18 protein-coding genes are annotated in these 18,458 nt (G+C 71.1%); 7 read left to right on the forward strand and 11 right to left on the reverse strand.

The features are described 5' to 3' along the window. Positions 1-31: 31 nt before the first annotated feature. Together AB0K36_RS11015 and AB0K36_RS11020 are read right to left on the reverse strand one after the other, a co-directional pair. Positions 32-847, reverse strand: a complete 816-nt coding sequence (locus AB0K36_RS11015; protein ID WP_364591377.1) for a serine hydrolase domain-containing protein — start codon at positions 845-847, stop codon at positions 32-34. A 20-nt stretch (positions 848-867) separates the two neighbouring features. Further along, on the reverse strand, positions 868-1,332 hold the full coding sequence (locus AB0K36_RS11020) for a GNAT family N-acetyltransferase (protein ID WP_364591380.1): 465 nt from the start codon (positions 1,330-1,332) through the stop codon (positions 868-870). An 87-nt stretch (positions 1,333-1,419) separates the two neighbouring features. Between AB0K36_RS11020 and AB0K36_RS11025 the strand changes: the two genes are divergently transcribed. Together AB0K36_RS11025 and AB0K36_RS11030 are read left to right on the forward strand one after the other, a co-directional pair. Continuing rightward, positions 1,420-1,875, forward strand: coding sequence for a MerR family transcriptional regulator (locus AB0K36_RS11025; protein ID WP_364591383.1), 456 nt, complete (start codon positions 1,420-1,422; stop codon positions 1,873-1,875). Positions 1,876-1,879: 4 nt separating this feature from the next. Beyond that, complete coding sequence (locus tag AB0K36_RS11030) at positions 1,880-2,893, forward strand: aldo/keto reductase (protein WP_364591386.1); 1,014 nt, start codon at positions 1,880-1,882, stop codon at positions 2,891-2,893. A gap of 79 nt (positions 2,894-2,972) precedes the next feature. On the opposite strand, the gene AB0K36_RS11035 is transcribed toward AB0K36_RS11030, so the two are convergent. From AB0K36_RS11035 to AB0K36_RS11065, 7 genes are all read right to left on the reverse strand, one after another. Further along, complete coding sequence (locus tag AB0K36_RS11035) at positions 2,973-4,169, reverse strand: acyltransferase family protein (RefSeq protein ID WP_364591389.1); 1,197 nt, start codon at positions 4,167-4,169, stop codon at positions 2,973-2,975. Continuing rightward, a complete protein-coding gene (locus AB0K36_RS11040; RefSeq protein ID WP_364591392.1) occupies positions 4,166-5,278 on the reverse strand; it encodes an alpha/beta hydrolase in 1,113 nt (370 codons plus the stop codon). Before AB0K36_RS11040 ends, AB0K36_RS11035 begins: the two co-directional genes overlap by 4 nt. Before the next feature lie 148 nt (positions 5,279-5,426). Next, the gene (locus tag AB0K36_RS11045) at positions 5,427-6,110 is read right to left on the reverse strand and encodes a response regulator (protein WP_005318133.1); all 684 of its coding nucleotides are present in this window, start codon (positions 6,108-6,110) and stop codon (positions 5,427-5,429) included. Then, complete coding sequence (locus tag AB0K36_RS11050; protein WP_435877833.1) at positions 6,107-7,528, reverse strand: sensor histidine kinase; 1,422 nt, start codon at positions 7,526-7,528, stop codon at positions 6,107-6,109. Before AB0K36_RS11050 ends, AB0K36_RS11045 begins: the two co-directional genes overlap by 4 nt. A gap of 53 nt (positions 7,529-7,581) precedes the next feature. Next, positions 7,582-8,442 (reverse strand): DUF4429 domain-containing protein, encoded by an 861-nt coding sequence (locus AB0K36_RS11055; RefSeq protein WP_189468178.1) that lies wholly within the window; start codon positions 8,440-8,442, stop codon positions 7,582-7,584. 84 nt (positions 8,443-8,526) lie between these two features. Next, entirely contained in the window at positions 8,527-9,729 is a 1,203-nt protein-coding gene (locus AB0K36_RS11060; protein ID WP_364591399.1) for an alpha/beta hydrolase, read from the reverse strand. Between the two features lie 173 nt (positions 9,730-9,902). After that, positions 9,903-10,568, reverse strand: coding sequence for a TetR family transcriptional regulator (locus AB0K36_RS11065; protein ID WP_364591402.1), 666 nt, complete (start codon positions 10,566-10,568; stop codon positions 9,903-9,905). 116 nt (positions 10,569-10,684) lie between these two features. Here AB0K36_RS11065 and AB0K36_RS11070 point away from each other — a divergent pair, with 116 nt between their 5' ends. Further along, complete coding sequence (locus AB0K36_RS11070) at positions 10,685-12,295, forward strand: MFS transporter (RefSeq protein ID WP_364591405.1); 1,611 nt, start codon at positions 10,685-10,687, stop codon at positions 12,293-12,295. Between the two features lie 149 nt (positions 12,296-12,444). Beyond that, positions 12,445-12,822, forward strand: coding sequence for a peptidase inhibitor family I36 protein (locus tag AB0K36_RS11075; RefSeq protein ID WP_364591408.1), 378 nt, complete (start codon positions 12,445-12,447; stop codon positions 12,820-12,822). On the opposite strand, the gene AB0K36_RS11080 is transcribed toward AB0K36_RS11075, so the two are convergent. Together AB0K36_RS11080 and aceE are read right to left on the reverse strand one after the other, a co-directional pair. Beyond that, positions 12,803-13,576 carry an ion channel gene (locus AB0K36_RS11080; RefSeq protein WP_364591411.1) on the reverse strand — a complete coding sequence of 258 codons (774 nt, stop codon included), beginning with the start codon at positions 13,574-13,576 and terminating at the stop codon, positions 12,803-12,805. The two genes, AB0K36_RS11075 and AB0K36_RS11080, sit on opposite strands and share 20 nt — an antisense overlap. 71 nt (positions 13,577-13,647) lie before the next feature. After that, positions 13,648-16,389, reverse strand: coding sequence for a pyruvate dehydrogenase (acetyl-transferring), homodimeric type (gene aceE / locus AB0K36_RS11085; RefSeq protein ID WP_364591414.1), 2,742 nt, complete (start codon positions 16,387-16,389; stop codon positions 13,648-13,650). Positions 16,390-16,829: 440 nt separating this feature from the next. Here aceE and AB0K36_RS11090 point away from each other — a divergent pair, with 440 nt between their 5' ends. From AB0K36_RS11090 to AB0K36_RS11100, 3 genes are all read left to right on the forward strand, one after another. After that, positions 16,830-17,270 (forward strand): DUF3052 domain-containing protein, encoded by a 441-nt coding sequence (locus AB0K36_RS11090; RefSeq protein ID WP_364591417.1) that lies wholly within the window; start codon positions 16,830-16,832, stop codon positions 17,268-17,270. Positions 17,271-17,380: 110 nt separating this feature from the next. After that, on the forward strand, positions 17,381-17,839 hold the full coding sequence (locus AB0K36_RS11095) for a peroxiredoxin (RefSeq protein WP_307706253.1): 459 nt from the start codon (positions 17,381-17,383) through the stop codon (positions 17,837-17,839). Positions 17,840-18,009: 170 nt separating this feature from the next. Further along, on the forward strand, positions 18,010-18,458 hold a 449-nt coding region (locus AB0K36_RS11100; protein WP_364591421.1), incomplete at its 3' end, for a TerD family protein.

The following is an 18,458-nucleotide window of genomic DNA, read 5'->3' on the forward strand; positions in this document are numbered from 1 at the left end:
TCCCGCCGTACCCGTCGGTGGGACGGCCAGGTCAGCCGCGCAGCTCCGCCAGCACCGCGTCCGTGAACGCCGGCCACGCCTCGATCGCCCACGGCCCGAAGTCCCGGTCGGTGAGCGCCACGCACGCCGCCCGGGCGTCCGGGTCGATCCACAGGAACGTGCCCGACTGGCCGAAGTGGCCGAAGGTGCGCGGTGAGGACGAACCACCCGTCCAGTGGGGGGACTTGGAGTCACGGATCTCGAAGCCGAGACCCCAGTCGTTGGGCTTCTGATTGCCGTAGCCGGGCAGCACACCGGACAGGCCGGGGTGGACGACCGTCATGGCGTCGAGCACCGTCCGCGCGTCGAGCAGCCGCGGCGCCTGCACCTCGGCCGCGAACCGAGCGAGGTCGTCGACGGTCGACACACCGTCCTTGGCGGGGGAGCCGTCCAGGGAGGTGGACGTCATGCCGAGCGGCTCCAGCACGGCCTGGTGGAGATAGTCGGCGAACGGGATGTCGGTGGCCTTGGCGATGTGGTCCCCGAGCACCTCGAAGCCGGCGTTCGAGTACAGCCGGCGGGTGCCGGGCGCCGCCATGGCCCGGTGCTCGTCGAAGGCCAGCCCCGACGTGTGCGCCAGCAGGTGCCGGACGGTGGCGCCCTCCGGGCCGGCCGGCTCGTCGAGCTCGATCGCGCCCTCCTCGTACGCGACGAGCGCCGCGTAGGCGGCGAGCGGCTTCGTCACGGAGGCAAGGGGAAAGCGGTGGTCCGTCGGGCCGTGCGAACCGGCGACGGTGCCGTCCGCTCGTACGACGGCGGCCGCCGCGGTCGGTACCGGCCAGTTCTCGATCATCGCCAGGCTCTGCATGGCTACGAGCCTAAACGGTGCTACAGGCTCAGCCGCATCGCCGGGTCAGGGGTGCGGACGAAGCCCAGGGAGGCGTACAGCGGCTCGCCGTTCTCGGAGGCACGCAGGTCGATCTTGCGGACGCCGCGCTCACGGAACCAGCCGAGCAGCCCTTCCATGCAGGCGCGCGAGTAGCCGCGGCGGCGCATGTCCTCGTCCGTGGCGACACTGAAGACATAGCCGCAGGTGCCGTCCGGGTTCCCGGGACCGCCGAGCCGGTGCTCGATGGTGCCGACCGCGCACGCCGCCAGCCCGCCGCCGGGCCGCTCGACGACATACGCCGTGAGGCTGCCGGCCGGGTCCGCGAGCCGGTCGCGCAGCGTCGCCGCGGCCGCCGGCTGCCAGCTGACATCCGGGTTCGGCCCGACGACGGAGTCCGTCATGACCTTGCGGAGGCGGACCAGCTCTTCGGCGTCGGCGGGGGTGGCGCGGCGGGAGATGCTCATGATCAGGCAGGCTAATTCCGGCCGCACCGGAAATGCCAGCGGATTGAGCTTGCTTGGAGTGCACTCCAACGTTTTAGCGTGGAGGGCATGACGGTGATCGAGAGCACCCCGGCCAGGACCGATCTCTGCAAGGCCGCCCCCCGTGCGCACCCGCGCCCCGAAGGGCAGGACCGCTACACCATCAGCGAGGTCGTCGCCTTCACCGGACTCACCGCGCACACCCTGCGCTGGTACGAGCGGATCGGCCTGATGCCGCACGTCGACCGTTCGCACACGGGCCAGCGGCGGTTCACCAACCGCGACCTGGACTGGCTGGCCTTCGTCGGCAAACTGCGGCTGACGGGGATGCCCGTCGCCGACATGGTCACGTACGCCGAGATGGTCCGGGAGGGCGAGTCCACCTTCGAGGCACGCGCGGAACTGCTCCAGCGCACCCGGCGCGACGTCCTCGCCCGGATCGACGAACTCCAGGACACCCTCGCCGTCCTGGACCACAAGATCGAGTTCTACGCGGACGCCCGGCGGGCTCCGGAGAGGTTCTGACCTGATGAAGGACAGCAAGATCGCACAGGTGCGCCTCGGCCCGGAGGGCCCCCTCGTCGGCGTCCAGGGCCTCGGATGCATGGGCATGAGCGAGTTCTACGGCGACACCGACGAGGCGGCGGCGAGGGAGACCCTCGAGGTGGCGCTCGCCGAAGGCGTGACCCTCTTCGACACGGCCGACGTGTACGGGCGGGGCGCCAACGAGGAGTTCCTCGCGCCGTTCGTCGCCGCGCACCGGGACGAGATCACGCTCGCCACCAAGTTCGCCATCGAGCGGAACGACGACCCCCACTACCGGGCGGTGCGCAACGACCCCGCGTACATCAGGCAATCCGTCGAAGGCAGCCTGCGGCGGCTCGGAGTCGACGTCATCGACCTCTACTACATGCACCGGCGCGACCCGGCCGTGCCGCTCGAGGAGTCCGTCGGGGCGATGGCGGAACTCGTCCAGCGAGGCCTCGTCAAGCACCTCGGCCTCAGCGAGGTGACCGGCGCCGAACTGCGCGAGGCGCACGCCGTGCACCCCATCGCGGCCCTCCAGTCGGAATGGTCCCTCTTCAGCCGCGACGTGGAGCGCAGCGCGGTCGGCGCGGCCGCCGAACTCGGCGTCACGCTCGTGCCGTACTCGCCCCTCGGCCGGGGCTTCCTCACCGGCGCGTTCACCGATGCCGGCAAGGACCTGTCGGAGAACGACTTCCGCCGCCACCAGCCCCGCTTCACGGGCGACAACGCGCGGGCGAACGCGGCGCTCCTGGAACCCGTCCACAAGATCGCGGCGGCGCACGGGGCGAGCGCGGCGCAGGTGGCGCTGGCATGGGTCCACCAGCGTGCCGACGCCCATGGCCTGACGGTCGTCCCCATCCCGGGCACCCGCAAGGCCACGCGCCTCCGCGAGAACCTGGCGGCGACGCGGCTGGTCCTGACCGAGGCGGAACTGACGGAACTGGAGCCGGTGGCGGGGCAGGTGGCGGGGGACCGGTACCCGGACATGTCATCGACGTCGACGGTGCGGGAGTAGGCCCCTGCGGGGCGGGGAAACGCCCCGCGCAGGGCCAAAAGCCCACCGCCACGCCGCACCGCACCGCCACGCCGCACCGTCACGCCCACCCGAACGCGAACACCGCGAACCCCACCGCCAACACCCCCGCCACCGCACGCGCACCCCGCGCACCCCGCGGCCACGGCGTCTCGAACACCCTTGCCCGGCGGGCGATCAGAGCCAGCAGGCACGCGAACAGCGGCAGCCACGCCACCCGCGCCAGGATCCAGGCGAGCGAGTCCGGCGGCGTGGTCAGGCCGGGGACCTCCCCGAGGAAGGACGCGGGGACGGCCGCCGCCAGCATCGCCGTCTGGTGCCAGCACAGGATCGTCATCGCCGACAGGTTGACGACGACCACCGGCGCCCACAGCGCGGGCCGCCTCAGCAGCGCGCCGAGCCGGCCGTGCAGCAGGATCGCCGCCCCGCTCTGCGCCGCCGCCAGCGCGAGGACCAGCAGCGACGGCGGATGCGAGTTGGTGCGGGCCTCGCCGGGCACGCCGACCATCGACGCCGGGTAGTCGAAGACGAGCAGCAGCAGCGCGAACAGCGCCACGCCGCCGATCAGAAGCCCCCGCGCATGACGCCGCCCGACGCGGCCCTCGCCCCAGCTCACTCCGAGCTGGTAGGCGAACAGCCAGCCGGGCAGGATGTTGACGACCCCGAGCCACCCCGGCACCGCGCCGGCGTCGGCGTACGGCCCGTACCGCAGCAGGTCGACCACCGCGACGGTGAGCAGCAGCGGCGCCGCCGCCCACGCGCCCATGCGGCGGGCGGCGCGTACGCAGTACGGGGTGAGGGCGGTGATCACTGTGTACACGCCCACGAACCACAGGGGTTGCACGACCAGCGTCGACCCGGTCCGCAACGTGTCGCCCGGTACGCCGAGCCACCACAGCACCGGGATCAGCACGGCCCACACGGCGGTGACGCCGAGGACGGGCCGGCCGAGGCGGGCGAGGCGCTGCCGCAGCCACGCACCGGTGGTGCCGGTACGGCGGTGGTAGGAGAGGACGGACGCGTGACCGCCGACGAGGAAGAAGACGCCCAGCATCTGGAGCACCCAGCTGACCGGCGCGAAGAAGCCGAACGCCGTGAGCGGGCTGGCGTTGTGCAGCGCGCCGTCCGTGTCGAGGGTGAAGCCGCCGAGCAGCCAGTGGCCGGTCGGTACGGCGAGCAGGGCGAGCGCGCGCAGCCCGTCGATGGCGCGGTCGCGGTGGGCGGGTGTCCGGGCCTCGATCTTCTCCGCGAGTTTCATCGCGCCGCTCCTTCCGGGCCGCCGTTCGCGAGGCCGGCCGCGTTCGCGAGGCCGGCCGCGTTCGCGACGCCGGTCCTGTCCGCGACGCCGGTGCCGTCCGCGATCGCGGCGAACGCGCGCAGCGAGTCGGTTCCCGGCACGAAGTAGCCGGTGTGGCCCTCGGCCAGCTCCGCGGGGATCCGGCGGGCGCCGAAGGACGGGTCGGTGGGGTCGTTGCCGTGGCCGAGGCCGATGAGCCGCACGCCGGGGACCTTGGAGATCCAGTCGGAGTCGTCCTTGGCGGCCCACACCCGCGCGTCCGTGCCCAGTGCGCGCACGTGCCCGGCGCGCATCCCGGGGGAGGCCAGCACCACGATGTCGCGGGCGTTCACCTCGTCGGCGGCGAGCCCGCAGACGACGGAACCGTAGCTGTGGCAGAACAGCACGGGTTTCGGGGCGCCGGTCGCGGCGAGGCCCTCGGTGAACCGGGCCAGCCGGACCGCGCCCGCCTCCGCGAGCTTCCCGGTCGCGGCGTCGAGACCGACCCCGACGGGCGTGGTGTAGCCGGCCCAGGCGACGACCGCGGTGCCGCCGTCGGTCGCCGCCCGCAGGGCCTTCGCCATGCCGGCGGGGGTGCCGTACGGGTCGCTCGCCCGGTCGAAGGTGTCGGCGTCGATGTCGGAGCCGGGGACGACCACGGACACCTGGCGGGCCCGCTCGAGATCCCCGTGCACCTCCGCGACCTGGCCGCGGCCGCGCGGGTCGAAGGCGAGGATCTGCCGCCCGGCCAGCCGCTCGTACGGGGTGCCCCGCAGGGCGAGGGCGTTGGCCCGGTAGCGCAGCCGGACGGGTACGCCGTCGAGGTTGCCGACGACGAGCGGGTGGCGGCGGACGAGCCGCTGCTGCTCGTCGTCGTTCAACGACCCGAAGAACGCGGCGACTTCCGCGGGAGCCGCCGCTGCCGGGTCGGGCAGGGCCCGGCCCAGCGAGGTGTCCGCCGTCCACGCGGCGCTGCCCGGCGGCGGTCCCGTCACCGGGCGCTGTGCGTTGCCCGAGGCCCATCCGGTGGTTCCCGCGGCGACCGTCGTCGCGAACGCGACGGCGACCAAGGTCCTCTTGTAGCGGCGCATCGGCCCGCCTCCCTCTTCCCGACTCCGTTGCTGTGGCGGGAGGAAGGTAGGAAGGGGACGGGTGACGGCACGTCACACCGGGGAGCCAACTCCGGTGTCGTACCGGAGTATCACCGGGAGGAGAAGGGCGGAACGGCCTGGACGGGCCTCAGCCCGCGGCCTCGCCCGGCCGGACCAGGCCCGACTCGTACGCGAAGATCACGGCTTGTGCCCGGTCCCGCAGGTCGAGCTTGGCCAGCACCCGGCCGATGTGCGTCTTGACGGTCTGCTCGGCCAGCACCAGATGCCCGGCGATCTCCTGGTTGGACAGGCCCCGCGCGATCAGCTCGAGGACCTCCGTCTCGCGCGGCGTCAGCCCGTTCAGCCGCAGTGAGGGGTCCCGGCGCGGAGCGGGCCGCTGTGCGGCGAAGTCCGCGATCAGCCGACGGGTCACGGACGGGGCGAGGAGCGCCTCCCCGGCGGCGACGATCCGTACGGCGGCGATCAGGTCGGCGGGCGGCGCGTCCTTCAGCAGGAAGCCGGACGCGCCGGCGCGCAGCGCCTCGTACACGTAGTCGTCCACGTCGAACGTCGTCAGCATCAGCACCTTGGGCCGGTGCACGACGGCGGTCGGAGGGTTCAGCAGCTCACGCGCGGCGGCGAGGCCGTCCATCTCCGGCATCCGTACGTCCATCAGGACCACGTCGGGGTGCGTGGTGCGGCTGACCTCCACGCCCTTGCGGCCGTCCGGCGCCTCGCCCACCACGTCGATGTCGCTCTGCGCGGAGAGCAGCGCGGCGAATCCGGCGCGCACCATGGCCTGGTCGTCGACGATGATCACGCGAATGGTCAACTGGCGTCCTCGGTCCGCTGAATGGGCTTGCTGTTGGTCCTGCCGGTGCTCCCGGCGATGTTCTCCGGCGTGGTCCCGGCGGTCAGGGGAAGACGTGCTGCGACCCGGAAACCGCCGTCCGGCAGCGGACCGGTGTCGAGACTGCCGCCGGTCAACCGTACGCGCTCCCGCATCCCGACGAGCCCGTGCCCGGTCCCTGTCGTCTCCAGTGGCGAAGTGGGCGCGGGGGCGGGGCCGTTGACGACGAGCACGGTCAGGTCGGACCCGTCGGACGTCACCGACACCCGCGTCGGCGCGCCGGGCGCGTGCCGTACGACGTTGGCCAGTGCCTCCTGCACGATCCGGTACCCCGACAGGTCCACGGCCTGCGGTACGGCACCGAGGTCCGCGGCGAGCGACAACTCGGCCGGCACCCCCGCCCGTACCGTCGCCTCCACCAACTGCTGCACCCTGTCCAGACCGGGCTGCGGGGCCCGCTCGCCCTGCGTGTCCTCGCTGCGCAGCACGGCCAGCAGCCGCCGCATCTCGGTCAGCGACTCCCGCGCGCTCGCCGCGATCGACGTGAACTCCTCCCGCGCGGCGTCGGGAAGGGACTCGATCCGGTACGGCGCCGAGTCCGCCTGCACGGTGATCACCGACATGTGGTGCGCCACGACGTCGTGCAGTTCACGGGCGATACGGGCGCGCTCCTCCAGCAGCGTGCGCTGGGCGCGCTCCGCCTCGCTGATGGTCTCCTGCACGATCAGTCTGCGCTGGGCGTCACCCCGCTCGCGCAGGGCGCCGGTGACGACGAGGACGACGCCGCTGAGCACGAACAGGAGCAGATGCACGCCGTCGCTGAGGTCCTGCGAGACCAGTTCGAGCGCGAACCCCGCCGCGCCGGTCGCCAGCCACACGGCAAGCAGTGTGCGGCGCGGCTCGCGCAGCCCCAGGCAGGCCATCAGCAGCAGATGGCCGATGACGGCCATCGGGGTCCACGGCCAGGACCTGCCGTCGGTGCCGTCCGCGCCGAGCAGGGCCAGCGCCCCGGCCACATCGGCGGCGAGGACGATCCACCACGCTTGCAAGGGGCGTGTCACGGCGAGCAGCAGCGGCGCGGTCTGCGCGGTGGCGAGCGCGCCGGCGACGGCGCCGCCGACCTTGTAGTCCTGGGTCAGCACGGTGGCGGTGACGGGCAGCAGTGTGGCGACGAAGGCGAGGGCGACGCCGTACGGGAGCAGCCGCAGCCAGCGGTTGCGGGCGCCGCCGAGGAGGGGAGCGGTCGAGGAGGACGGCGTACCGAGATCGGCGGCGAGCCTCCGCCCGGCACTCCGCGCGACGGAGCGGGCTCGGGCGCGGATACGGGTGCCGGCGCTGGGGCGGAGGGTTTCTGGCATGACGGGGTCAGCGTAGGCGGGGCGGGGTGGCCCGGGCGTCATACCCCGGGCGTGGGTGGCGGGTCATACCGTGGTCCGATCCTCGCGGAGCCCCGTCACAGCTCCGCCAGGAGCTCCGCCTTCTTGCGGGTGAACTCCTCGTCCGTCACCAGCCCCGCCAGATGCAGGTCACCCAGGTGACGTATGCGGTCCGCGATGTCCGCGGGGTCGCGGCGGGCCGCGGGGACCGTCAGCGCCGGGGTCTGGTTCTGGCGGCGGACGGATTCGAGGACCGCCGCGGCGAACGGGAGCGACTCGTGCACCGGCCCGTAGCCGAGCCCGAAGACGACCGCCGCCGGGTCCTGGTCCGCCTGCCCCGCGTCCTGTGTGCCGTCCGAGCCGCGGCGCAGCAGCCGCAGGTAGCCGTCGAAGACCTCCGGTGAACGCCATTCGACGCCGCTCAGTTCGGAGACGGCGAAACTCTGGTCGCCGGCCTTCCACTTCGCGGAGGACGCCCCCGTCCAGAACCAACGGAACGCCACGTGCGAGCCGTCGAAGGACGCCTTCCCGTCGTAGGCCTTGAAGCCGAGCGGCGCCTCGGGCGCGGAGACGAGGTGCCGCTCCGCGGGCCGGCCGGCGTCGGGGCCGAGGACGGCGCGCAGTTCGTCGGCGTAGTACTCGGCCAGCGTCTCCCGCTCGGCCGGCAGCACCAGGCGGTACGGGTCGCACACGTCCTTGAGCTGCCCTGCGGCCGCCTCCATCAGCGGATCCGCACCCGGTCTGGGCACAGCGTGCAGTACCACCGTGCCGCGCTTGCCCGGGGTGAGCGTCACCGATGCCAACGCCTCGTGCGGTATTCGGCGTTCGCGCAGCGAGGAGAGGAGCTTCGGTGTGCGGATCCCCCGTTCGAAGCGGATGAGCAGGGAGTCGGTCTCGAACTCCCAGGTGGCTTGAATTCCGGCCAGCACATCACCCATGTGCCTCATCGTATGCGGCTCACGCCTGCGCGTCTTCCCTCGGCGGCCACCCCTTTTGGCCGGGCTCTACGCGCGTCAGCCCGCTCAGGCACCGGAAATACCACTGCGGCATGTGTCGGTGCCCGATGCGCAGCTCACGTCGGCGTAGGCGCCGACACCCAGGTCGGCGAAATTGCGGACGCTCTCGGTTCCCGGCTCGAAATAGCCGGTATGACCGACGGCGCCCTCCGCGGAGAGCACCCGCGCGCCGAACTCGGGGAGGACCGGGTCCTCACCGTGGCCGAGTCCGCCGACCTCCAGGTGCGGCACGCCCTCGATCCAGTCGTCGGCGTCGCGCATCGCCCAGATCCGGGCCCTCGTGTGCAGGTCGGCGACGCTCTCCGCCCGCATGCCGGGGCTGCCGGCGACGGCCACGTCGCCGACCCGGGCGGGCAGTTGCCGTGCGGCGACCCCGCAGACCACGGAGCCGTAGCTGTGGCAGAACAGCGCGACCGGGGACCGCCCCGGCAGCGCCTCGGTGAGCTCGACGAGCCGTACGGCCCCGTTCTCGGCGAGCCGCCCGATGGCCGACTCCATGCCGACACCGACCGGGCTCGTGTAGTCGCCCCATGCGATGACGGCCGTACGCATCCCCGGTGCGGCCGCCCGCTGGGCGGCGTAGAGGGACCGGGCCATGCCGACCGGCGCGGTGTACTTGCGGGCGGTCCGCTGGAAGGTGAGCAGGTTGGTGTCCACACCGGGCACGACCACGGAGACGCGCTGGGCCCTGTCCAGGTCCCCGAAGACCTCGGCCACCCGGCCGGAGCCGGACGGGTCGAAGGAGAGGATCTGCCGGTCCGGGCTCATCAGCGCCTGGAACCGGTGCATCCGCCGTACGGCCTGACGGTGTCCGGCGGCCGTGAGCCCCGGATCGGCCACCCGCTTGCGCTCGCGGGCCAGGGAGTCCGCGAGGGCCGTGCGGTTGGCCCGGTACCGCAGGGTGACGGGCGCCCCGTTCAGGTTGCCCACGATGCGCGGGTAGTCCTCGGCGAGTTGCCTGCTCCGCTCGCCGCCGAGCGACCTGAAGAAGGTGGCGAACCGCTGCGGCCCGCTGTTCAGGCCGGGCAGTTCACGGGCGCCTATACGTCCCTTGCTCCAGCCCGCCAGTTCGGCGTCGAGGGCGTCACGGGCGCCGGGCTGGTGCCGTACGGCGGTCCAGCCGGTGGTCGCCAGCATCACGAACACCACCGCGAGGGCGAGCAGGGTGCGCCACGCGGTCAGGGAGGGGGAGGAGTCGAAGGAAGTCACTGCGGGACACCCTAGGAGAAGGGCGCGGGCCTACGCGAAGAGCGTGAGGTACATCACGTGTCGGAAGGCGAATTGATGGGGAGAAGGGTGACGTTCCGTGCGTGCCCGGCGCGCGTTCGGGCACATTTCCCCTGCGCACGGCGGGTGTTGGGCGCCCACGATGCCCTTGGGCCTCAAGAGCCGGGCGGTGAGCGCCGCTCGTCGGTGCGCCAGTTCCCGGCGAGCGCGGGACCGAGATGGTCGAGGAACGTCTCCGTGAGCGAACGGATCGCCTCGATGCTGGGATCCTCGCCCTGCCCCCACAGCCGCCCTGTGGCGCGCATCACGCCGCTGAAGGCGGCCACGGCCACCCGGGGCCTGGGATCGGCGTTCACGTCCAGCCCCTCGCGTTCGGCGATGAGCCGGGCCAGCGCCTCCTCCGTCACGGTGGAGCGGCGCATGTGCGCGGCGAGCAGCGCCGGGGTCGACTCGATCATCTGGAAGCTGCGCATGTACAGATCGAGCGGAACGATCTCCTCGACCGCTTCGCCGATGGCCTCCCAGGCGGCGAACACGGCGTTGCGCAGGGCCTCGAGAGGGCCTTCCTCCGCCGGGCGTCCGCGCAGCACCATGGCGTAGTGGGCCTCGAGGATCTCCTGGACGGCGAAGGCGACCTCTTCCTTGGACGCGAAGTAGCGGAAGAAGGTGCGCTGGGACACCTCGACGGCGTCCGCGATCTCGTCGACGGTCGTCCGCTCGTACCCCTGGGTGGTGAACAGCTCGAGGGCCACACGTACCAGTGCGTCACGGGTGCGCTGTTTCTTGCGGGCGCGCAGCCCGGTCGGCTCGGCCGTGGTCACTTCATGTTCCTCATTTCGCTGCTTCCACCTGCGTCCATTGTCCGCTGAGTCACGTGACAGTTACCGACTAGTGAACTCGTTTGTCAACTGTCAGTGGCTGTCATTAGTCTTCTCGCATGACTAGTCAGACCACCGTCGAAAAGGCGCCGAGGGATCCCCAGGACTCCGCTCCGGCACCGGTCAAGGGGCTTCGCGGCCACCCCTGGCTGACCCTGTTCTCCGTGGCCATCGGCGTGATGATGGTCGCGCTGGACGGCACGATCGTCGCGATTGCCAACCCCGCGATCCAGAAGGACCTCGGCGCCTCGCTCGCCGACGTCCAGTGGATCACCAACGGCTATCTGCTCGCCCTGGCCGTGGCACTGATCACGGCGGGCAAGCTCGGTGACCGCTTCGGCCACCGGCAGACCTTCCTCATAGGCATCGCCGGCTTCGCCGCCGCCTCCGCGGCCATCGGCCTGTCCGACTCGATCGTCCTCGTCATCGCCTTCCGGGTGCTGCAGGGCCTCTTCGGCGCCCTGCTGATGCCGGCGGCGCTCGGCCTGCTGCGCGCCACCTTCCCCGCCGAGAAGCTGAACATGGCGATCGGCATCTGGGGCATGGTCATCGGCGCCTCGACGGCCGGCGGCCCGATCCTCGGTGGTGTGCTCGTCGAGCACGTCAGCTGGCAGTCGGTGTTCTTCATCAACGTGCCCGTCGGCATCCTCGCCGTGGTCCTCGGCCTGGTCATCCTGAAGGACCACCGTGCGGAGAACGCCCCGAAGTCGTTCGACATCCTCGGCATCCTGCTGCTGTCGGGCGCGATGTTCAGCCTCATCTGGCCGCTGATCAAGGCCGGCGAGTGGGGCTGGGGCTCCGCCGGCACCCTCGGCTGGCTGGCCGGCGCCGTGGTGCTGTTCGGCCTCTTCGCCTTCTGGGAGAGCAAGGTCGACGAGCCGCTCGTGCCGCTCGCCATGTTCCGGTCCGTCCCGCTCAGCGCCGGCGTGGTGCTGATGGTCCTGATGGCGTTCGCCTTCATGGGCGGCCTGTTCTTCGTGACCTTCTTCCTCCAGGGCGTCCAGGAGATGAGCCCGGTCGACAGCGGTCTGCGGCTGCTGCCGCTCACCGGCATGATGATCGTCTCCTCGCCGCTGGCGGGTGCGCTGATCACCAAGTTCGGCCCCCGTGTGCCGCTGGTCGGCGGCATGGTCTGCACCGCCGCCGCCATGTTCGGCATGACCACCCTCTCCGAGGGGACCGGCACCTTCGCGATGTCCCTGTGGTTCGCGCTCCTCGGCCTCGGCCTCGCGCCGGTCATGGTCGGCGCCACCGAGGTCATCGTCGGCAACGCCCCGATGGAGCTCTCCGGCGTCGCCGGCGGTCTCCAGCAGGCCGCCATGCAGGTCGGCGGCGCCCTCGGTACGGCCGTCCTCGGCGCGGTGATGTCCGCCAAGGTCAGCGCCGACTTCGCGGCCAACTGGAAGGACGCGGGCATCCCGGCCCCGGCGGACCCGCGGCTGGAGCAGGCCGCCGAGTTCGGCATCGTCCCCGGCGAACTGGCCCAGGCCCCCGGCATGACGCCGGACCTGGTCACCAGGATCGGTGACGTCATCCACGACACGTTCATGTCAGGCATGGGCCTGGCGTTCACGGTCGCCGGCATCGTCGCGGTCGTCGCGGCCCTGGTCGCCGTGCTCACCAAGCGTGGCGAGAACGCGGAGGCGGGTGCGGGCGCCGCCCACATCTGACGTCAACCGCGTGCGTCGACAGCCCCGCCGGGCACTCCCCGGCGGGGCTGTCGCCTATCCGGATGATTTCCCCCGCGGCCCCTTCCGCGGCCACGTCACCGCAGGTCAGGGTCGGCCCACCGATTCGTCCGACCACACGGGGGTTCCTCATGCGCAAGACCGTCACCGCCGCCGCCCTGGCCGCCGCCGCACTGCTGCCGCTGCTGCTCCAGCCACCGCAGACCGCGTCCGCCGCACCACCGCGTCTCGGCGCGTGCGCGGCCGGCGAGCTGTGCCTGTGGGCCGAGAACGACTTCCGCGGCGCGCGCAGCACCCATGAGCTCTCCGGTACCGACATCGAGAGCTGCGTGCCGCTGCCGCCGGGCACCTCCGCCAAGGCCCTCGCCAACCGGACCGGCCGGCCCGTCACCACCTACCAGTCAGAGGAGTGCGCGGAGACCGGCGAGTTCGAGACCTACCCAGGCGGCGGCACCTGGCTCCCCAGGTCGCCGTACCGGGTCAGGGCGTTCAAGATCTGGGAGAACTAGGCCCCGGCACCTCGGGCGCACCGGCCTCCGGGGCGCCCGAGAGCCGCGCCACCTCGGCCCGCAGACCGCGGACCTCCGCCGTCAGCGCCTCCAGCAGCGCCGTCTGCCGCCGCTCCTCGGCGTCGTCCCGCTCGAAACGGGAGATGAACCAGGCGGCGATGTTGGCCGTCACCACACCGAGCAGCGCGATCCCGGAGATCATCAGCCCGACCGCCAGCAGCCGCCCGAGGCCCGTCGTCGGCGAGTGGTCGCCGTAGCCGACGGTCGTCATCGTCGTGAACGACCACCACACCGCGTCGCCCAGCGTCCTGATGTTCCCGCCGGGCGCGTCCCGCTCCACCTGGAGCACCGCCAGCGAGCCGAACATCATCAGCCCCACGACCGCGCCGCCCACATACGTGGTGAGCGTGATCTGCGGCGCCATCCTGGCCCGCCGGCCCACCAGCAGCAGCGTGGAGACCAGCCGCAGCAGCCGCAGCGGCTGCACCAGGGGCAGCAGCACCGCCAGCAGGTCCAGCGGATGGCTGCGCAGGAACAGCCACTTGCCCGGCGCCAGCGACAGCCGTACGAGGTAGTCCACCGCGAACGTCCCCCACACCACCCACTCGGCCACCTGACAGGACCGGTGGACCCAGGACGGGGCCCCCGGGGCGACGATCGGGACCGTGTAGGCGACCGCGAAGACGAGGGCGAGCGCCAGCAGGGGCGTCTGCATGCGCTTTTCCCAGCGGATCTGGGCGGTCTGCTGTTTCATGACAGGAATCGTAAGGACACGCCAGGGGCGGCGGACCCGTGGGTCCGCCGCCCCTGACGTGCTGATCCTCGCTACGCGTCGCCGCCCGCCGCGCCCGGGTCGGCCGCCGCCACGTCCAGCAGCTGGTAGCGGTCCACCGCCTGCTTGAGCGCGCCGCGGTCGACCTTGCCCTCGCGGGCCAGCTCGGTCAGCACCGCCAGCACGATCGACTGGGCGTCGATGTGGAAGAAGCGGCGGGCCGCGCCACGGGTGTCCGCGAAGCCGAAACCGTCCGCGCCGAGCGACTGGTACGTGCCGGGCACCCAGCGGGAGATCTGGTCGGGGACCGAGCGCATCCAGTCGGAGACCGCGACGAACGGGCCCTCCGAGCCGGACAGCTTCCGCGTCACGTACGGGACGCGCTGCTCCTCCTCGGGGTGCAGGAGGTTGTGCCGTTCCACGTCGACCGCCTCACGGCGCAGCTCGTTCCAGGAGGTCGCCGACCACACGTCGGCGCGTACGTTCCACTCCTCCGCGAGGATCCGCTGGGCCTCGACCGCCCAGGGGACGGCGACGCCGGACGCCATGATCTGGGCCGGGATGGCGCCCTGCTCGCCCTGCTTGAAGCGGTGGATGCCCTTCAGGATGCCCTCGACGTCCACATCTGCCGGCTCCGCGGGGTGCTGGATCGGCTCGTTGTAGACGGTGAGGTAGTAGAAGATGTCCTCGTTCTCCTCGGGGGTCCCGCCGTACATCCTGCGCAGACCGTCCTGGACGATGTGCGCGATCTCGAAGCCGAACGCCGGGTCGTAGGCGACGCAGGCCGGGTTGGTCGAGGCGAGCAGCTGCGAGTGGCCGTCCGCGTGCTGGAGTCCCTCGCCCGTCAGCGTCGTACGGCCGGCGGTGGCGCCCAGGACGAAGCCGCGCGCCAGCTGGTCGGCCATCTGCCAGAACTGGTCGCCGGTGCGCTGGAAGCCGAACATCGAGTAGAAGACGTACACCGGGATCAGCGGCTCGCCGTGGGTCGCGTACGCGGAACCCGCGGCGACCAGGGACGCGGTGCAGCCGGCCTCCGAGATGCCGTCGTGCAGCATCTGACCGGTCGGCGACTCCTTGTACGCGAGCAGCAGCTCGCGGTCCACTGCCTCGTACTGCTGACCGAGCGGGTTGTAGATCTTCGCACTCGGGAAGAACGAGTCCATGCCGAAGGTGCGGTACTCGTCGGGCGCGATCAGCACGAACCGCTTGCCGATCTCCTTGTCCCGCATGAGGTCCTTCAGCAGTCGGACGAACGCCATGGTGGTGGCGATCGACTGCTGACCGGAGCCCTTCTTCACAGCCGCGTACGTCTTGTCCTCGGGCAGCTCGAGCGGCTTCGCCCGTACGATCCGGGTCGGCACATATCCACCGCAGGCCTTGCGGTGGTCGTGCATGTACTGGATCTCCTCCGAGTCGCGACCCGGGTGGTAGTACGGCGGGGGCCCGCTCTCGATCTGCTGGTCCGTGATCGGGAGGTGCAGGCGGTCACGGAAGCGCTTCAGGTCGTCGACCGTCAGCTTCTTCATCTGGTGCGTGGCGTTGCGGCCCTCGAAGTTCGGCCCCAGCGTCCAGCCCTTGATGGTCTGCGCCAGGATCACCGTCGGCTGGCCCTTGTGGGCCTTGGCCGCCGTGTAGGCCGCGAAGACCTTGCGGTGGTCGTGACCACCGCGGCCCAGGTGCAGGATCTGCTCGTCGGTCATGTTCTCGACCATGGCGCGCAGCCGCTGGTCGCCGCCGAAGAAGTGCTCACGGATGTACGCGCCCGTCTCGGTGGCGTACGTCTGGAACTGGCCGTCCGGCGTGGTGTTCAGCTTGTTGACGAGGATGCCGTCGCGGTCCTGGGCGAGCAGCGGGTCCCAGGAGCGGTCCCAGACCAGCTTGATGACGTTCCAGCCGGCGCCGCGGAACTGCGACTCCAGCTCCTGGATGATCTTGCCGTTGCCGCGGACCGGGCCGTCGAGGCGCTGGAGGTTGCAGTTGACCACGAAGGTCAGGTTGTCCAGGCCCTCACGGGCGGCGATGGACAGCTGGCCGAGCGACTCCGGCTCGTCCATCTCGCCGTCGCCGAGGAACGCCCACACGTGCGAGTCGGAGGTGTCCGCGATGCCGCGGGCCTCCATGTAGCGGTTCATGCGCGCCTGGTAGATGGCGCCGAGAGGGCCGAGGCCCATGGAGACCGTCGGGAACTCCCAGAAGTCCGGCATCAGCCGCGGGTGCGGATAGCTGGACAGCCCGTACGGCTCCTTGGACTTCTCCTGCCGGAAGGCGTCCAGCTGCTGCTCGCTGAGCCGGTCGAGCAGGAAGGCGCGGGCGTAGATACCGGGGGACGCGTGCCCCTGGAAGAAGATCTGGTCGCCGCCCTTGCCGTCGTCCTTGCCCCGGAAGAAGTGGTTGAAGCCCACGTCGTACAGGGAGGCGGAGGAGGCGAAGGTGGCGATGTGGCCGCCGACGCCGATACCGGGGCGCTGCGCGCGGGAGACCATCACCGCGGCGTTCCACCGGGTCGCGTTGAGGATCTTGCGCTCGATCTCCTCGTTGCCGGGGAAGAACGGCTCGTCCTTGGTCGCGATGGTGTTGACGTAGTCCGTGCTGCGCATCTCGGGCACGGCGACGCGCTTCTCACGCGCCCGCTCGATCAGGCGGAGCATCAGATAGCGGGCCCGTTCCCGGCCCCGCTCGTCGACGGCGGCGTCGAGGGAGTCCAGCCACTCCTGGGTCTCTTCAGGATCGAAGTCCGGGACCTGGCTGGGAAGGCCGCCAATGATGATCGGGTTGCGATCTGATCCGGAAGCCACGCTGTTCCTTCGCTGTTCGGAGGTACTGGGTCGGCAAAGCTGTCGCACCGCCTCCCATCGTGTACCGCGGGGAGCCTCGCGTCATCTCTACCGGGAGGTAACCCTCGATCTCGGCGACATCCGGCCCCGGACCGGCGGGCGGGCCGGACCGAATCGCAACTTTACGCCCGACCCGTCCATGCGTTTCGTTCGGTCGTTCGGTTCCTATTGAGATGTGAAAGGGTAGGAATGCCGCGTACGCGGCCGAAGGGTGTGGTCACGATCGTGGCGGGGACCCGTCGCTTGCCTGGAGTTGCGCCGAGACGGCCGCAAACGTCACCGTTTCGGCGGTCTGGACGGCCGGGTACTTGCGCGATCCGCCCCGCCCGTGTGGACTACGGCCAATGCTGCGCGTACGCGCGTGGCCGAAGCATTTGTCGAAAACGATCAGGAGGCAAGCCGTGAGCGCGACCGCGGACCACGCGGAGGAGCGGACCAACCCGGCAGCAAGGCTGGGGTTCGAGCCCGGACAAGTGGTCCAGGAGATCGGCTACGACGACGACGTCGAGCAGGAGCTCCGTGAGGGCATCGAGGCCGCTACCGGCCAGGAACTCGTCGACGAGGAGTACGACGACGTCGCTGACGTCGTCGTGCTCTGGTTCCGCGACGAGGACGGGGACCTCACCGACGCACTGGTGGACGCCATCGGTCTGATCGAGGAGGGCGGGGCCGTCTGGCTGATGACCCCCAAGACCGGCCGTGACGGCTATGTCGAGCCCAGCGACATCAACGAGGCCGCACAGACGGCGGGTCTCTCCCAGACGAAGAGCATCAACGCCGGCAAGGACTGGAGTGGCAGCCGGCTGGTCACCCCCAAGGGGGCGAAGTCGGGAAAGCGCTGAGCCGCCGAGCGGCGAAGGACAGACAAGAGGCCCCCACCGGCACCGCCGGTGGGGGCCTCCTGCGTAGGCTGGCCCCCTACCGGACGGCACACAGAAGGGAAGCGTTCTCCATGGCGATCGAGGTCGGCGACAAGGCACCGGAGTTCGAGCTCAAGGACAACCACGGCCGCACCGTCGCGCTCTCGGACTTCCGGGGCGAGAAGAACGTCGTGCTGCTCTTCTACCCCTTCGCCTTCACCGGCGTGTGCACCGGTGAGCTGTGCGCCCTGCGCGACGAGCTCCCGAAGTTCGTCAACGAGGACACCCAGCTGCTGGCCGTCTCCAACGACTCCATCCACACCCTGCGTGTCTTCGGCGAGCAGGAGGGCCTCGAGTACCCGCTGCTCTCCGACTTCTGGCCGCACGGCGAGACCTCCCGCGCCTACGGCGTCTTCGACGAGGAGAAGGGCTGCGCGGTGCGCGGCACCTTCATCATCGACAAGGAGGGCGTGGTGCGCTGGACGGTCGTCAACGGCCTGCCGGACGCCCGCGACCTGAACGACTACGTCAAGGCGCTGGACGCCCTCTGAGCCGCGGCGTTCGCCGCACGGGCGTCGTCCCGGTCCCGTCCGGGCATCGTTCGCGCGAACCGGCGCGCGAAAGCCTGTTTTGCGCGGGAACCGGTCACTAGGATCCTTTCGTTGATCCGATAGCCATGCACGACGGGGGCGCTGCCCCTGAAACAACAATGGAGGGACTCGTGGGAGTCAGCCTCAGCAAGGGCGGCAACGTCTCGCTGACCAAGGCCGCGCCGAACCTGACCGCGGTCACCGTGGGCCTGGGCTGGGATGTCCGGACCACCACCGGCACCGACTTCGACCTCGACGCCAGCGCCCTGCTGACCAACGCCGAGGGCAAGGTCACCAACGACGGCAACTTCGTCTTCTTCAACAACCTCAAGAGCTCCGACGGCTCCGTCGAGCACACCGGTGACAACCTCACCGGTGAGGGCGAGGGCGACGACGAGCAGATCAAGGTCAACCTGGCCGCGGTCCCCGCCGACGTCGACAAGATCGTCTTCCCGGTCTCGATCTACGAGGCCGAGAGCCGCCAGCAGTCCTTCGGCCAGGTGCGCAACGCGTTCATCCGCGTCGTCAACCAGGCCGACAACAACGAGCTCGCGCGTTACGACCTGAGCGAGGACGCCTC

This window comes from Streptomyces kurssanovii (assembly GCF_040677245.1).
GTDB classification, from domain to species: domain Bacteria; phylum Actinomycetota; class Actinomycetes; order Streptomycetales; family Streptomycetaceae; genus Streptomyces; species Streptomyces kurssanovii.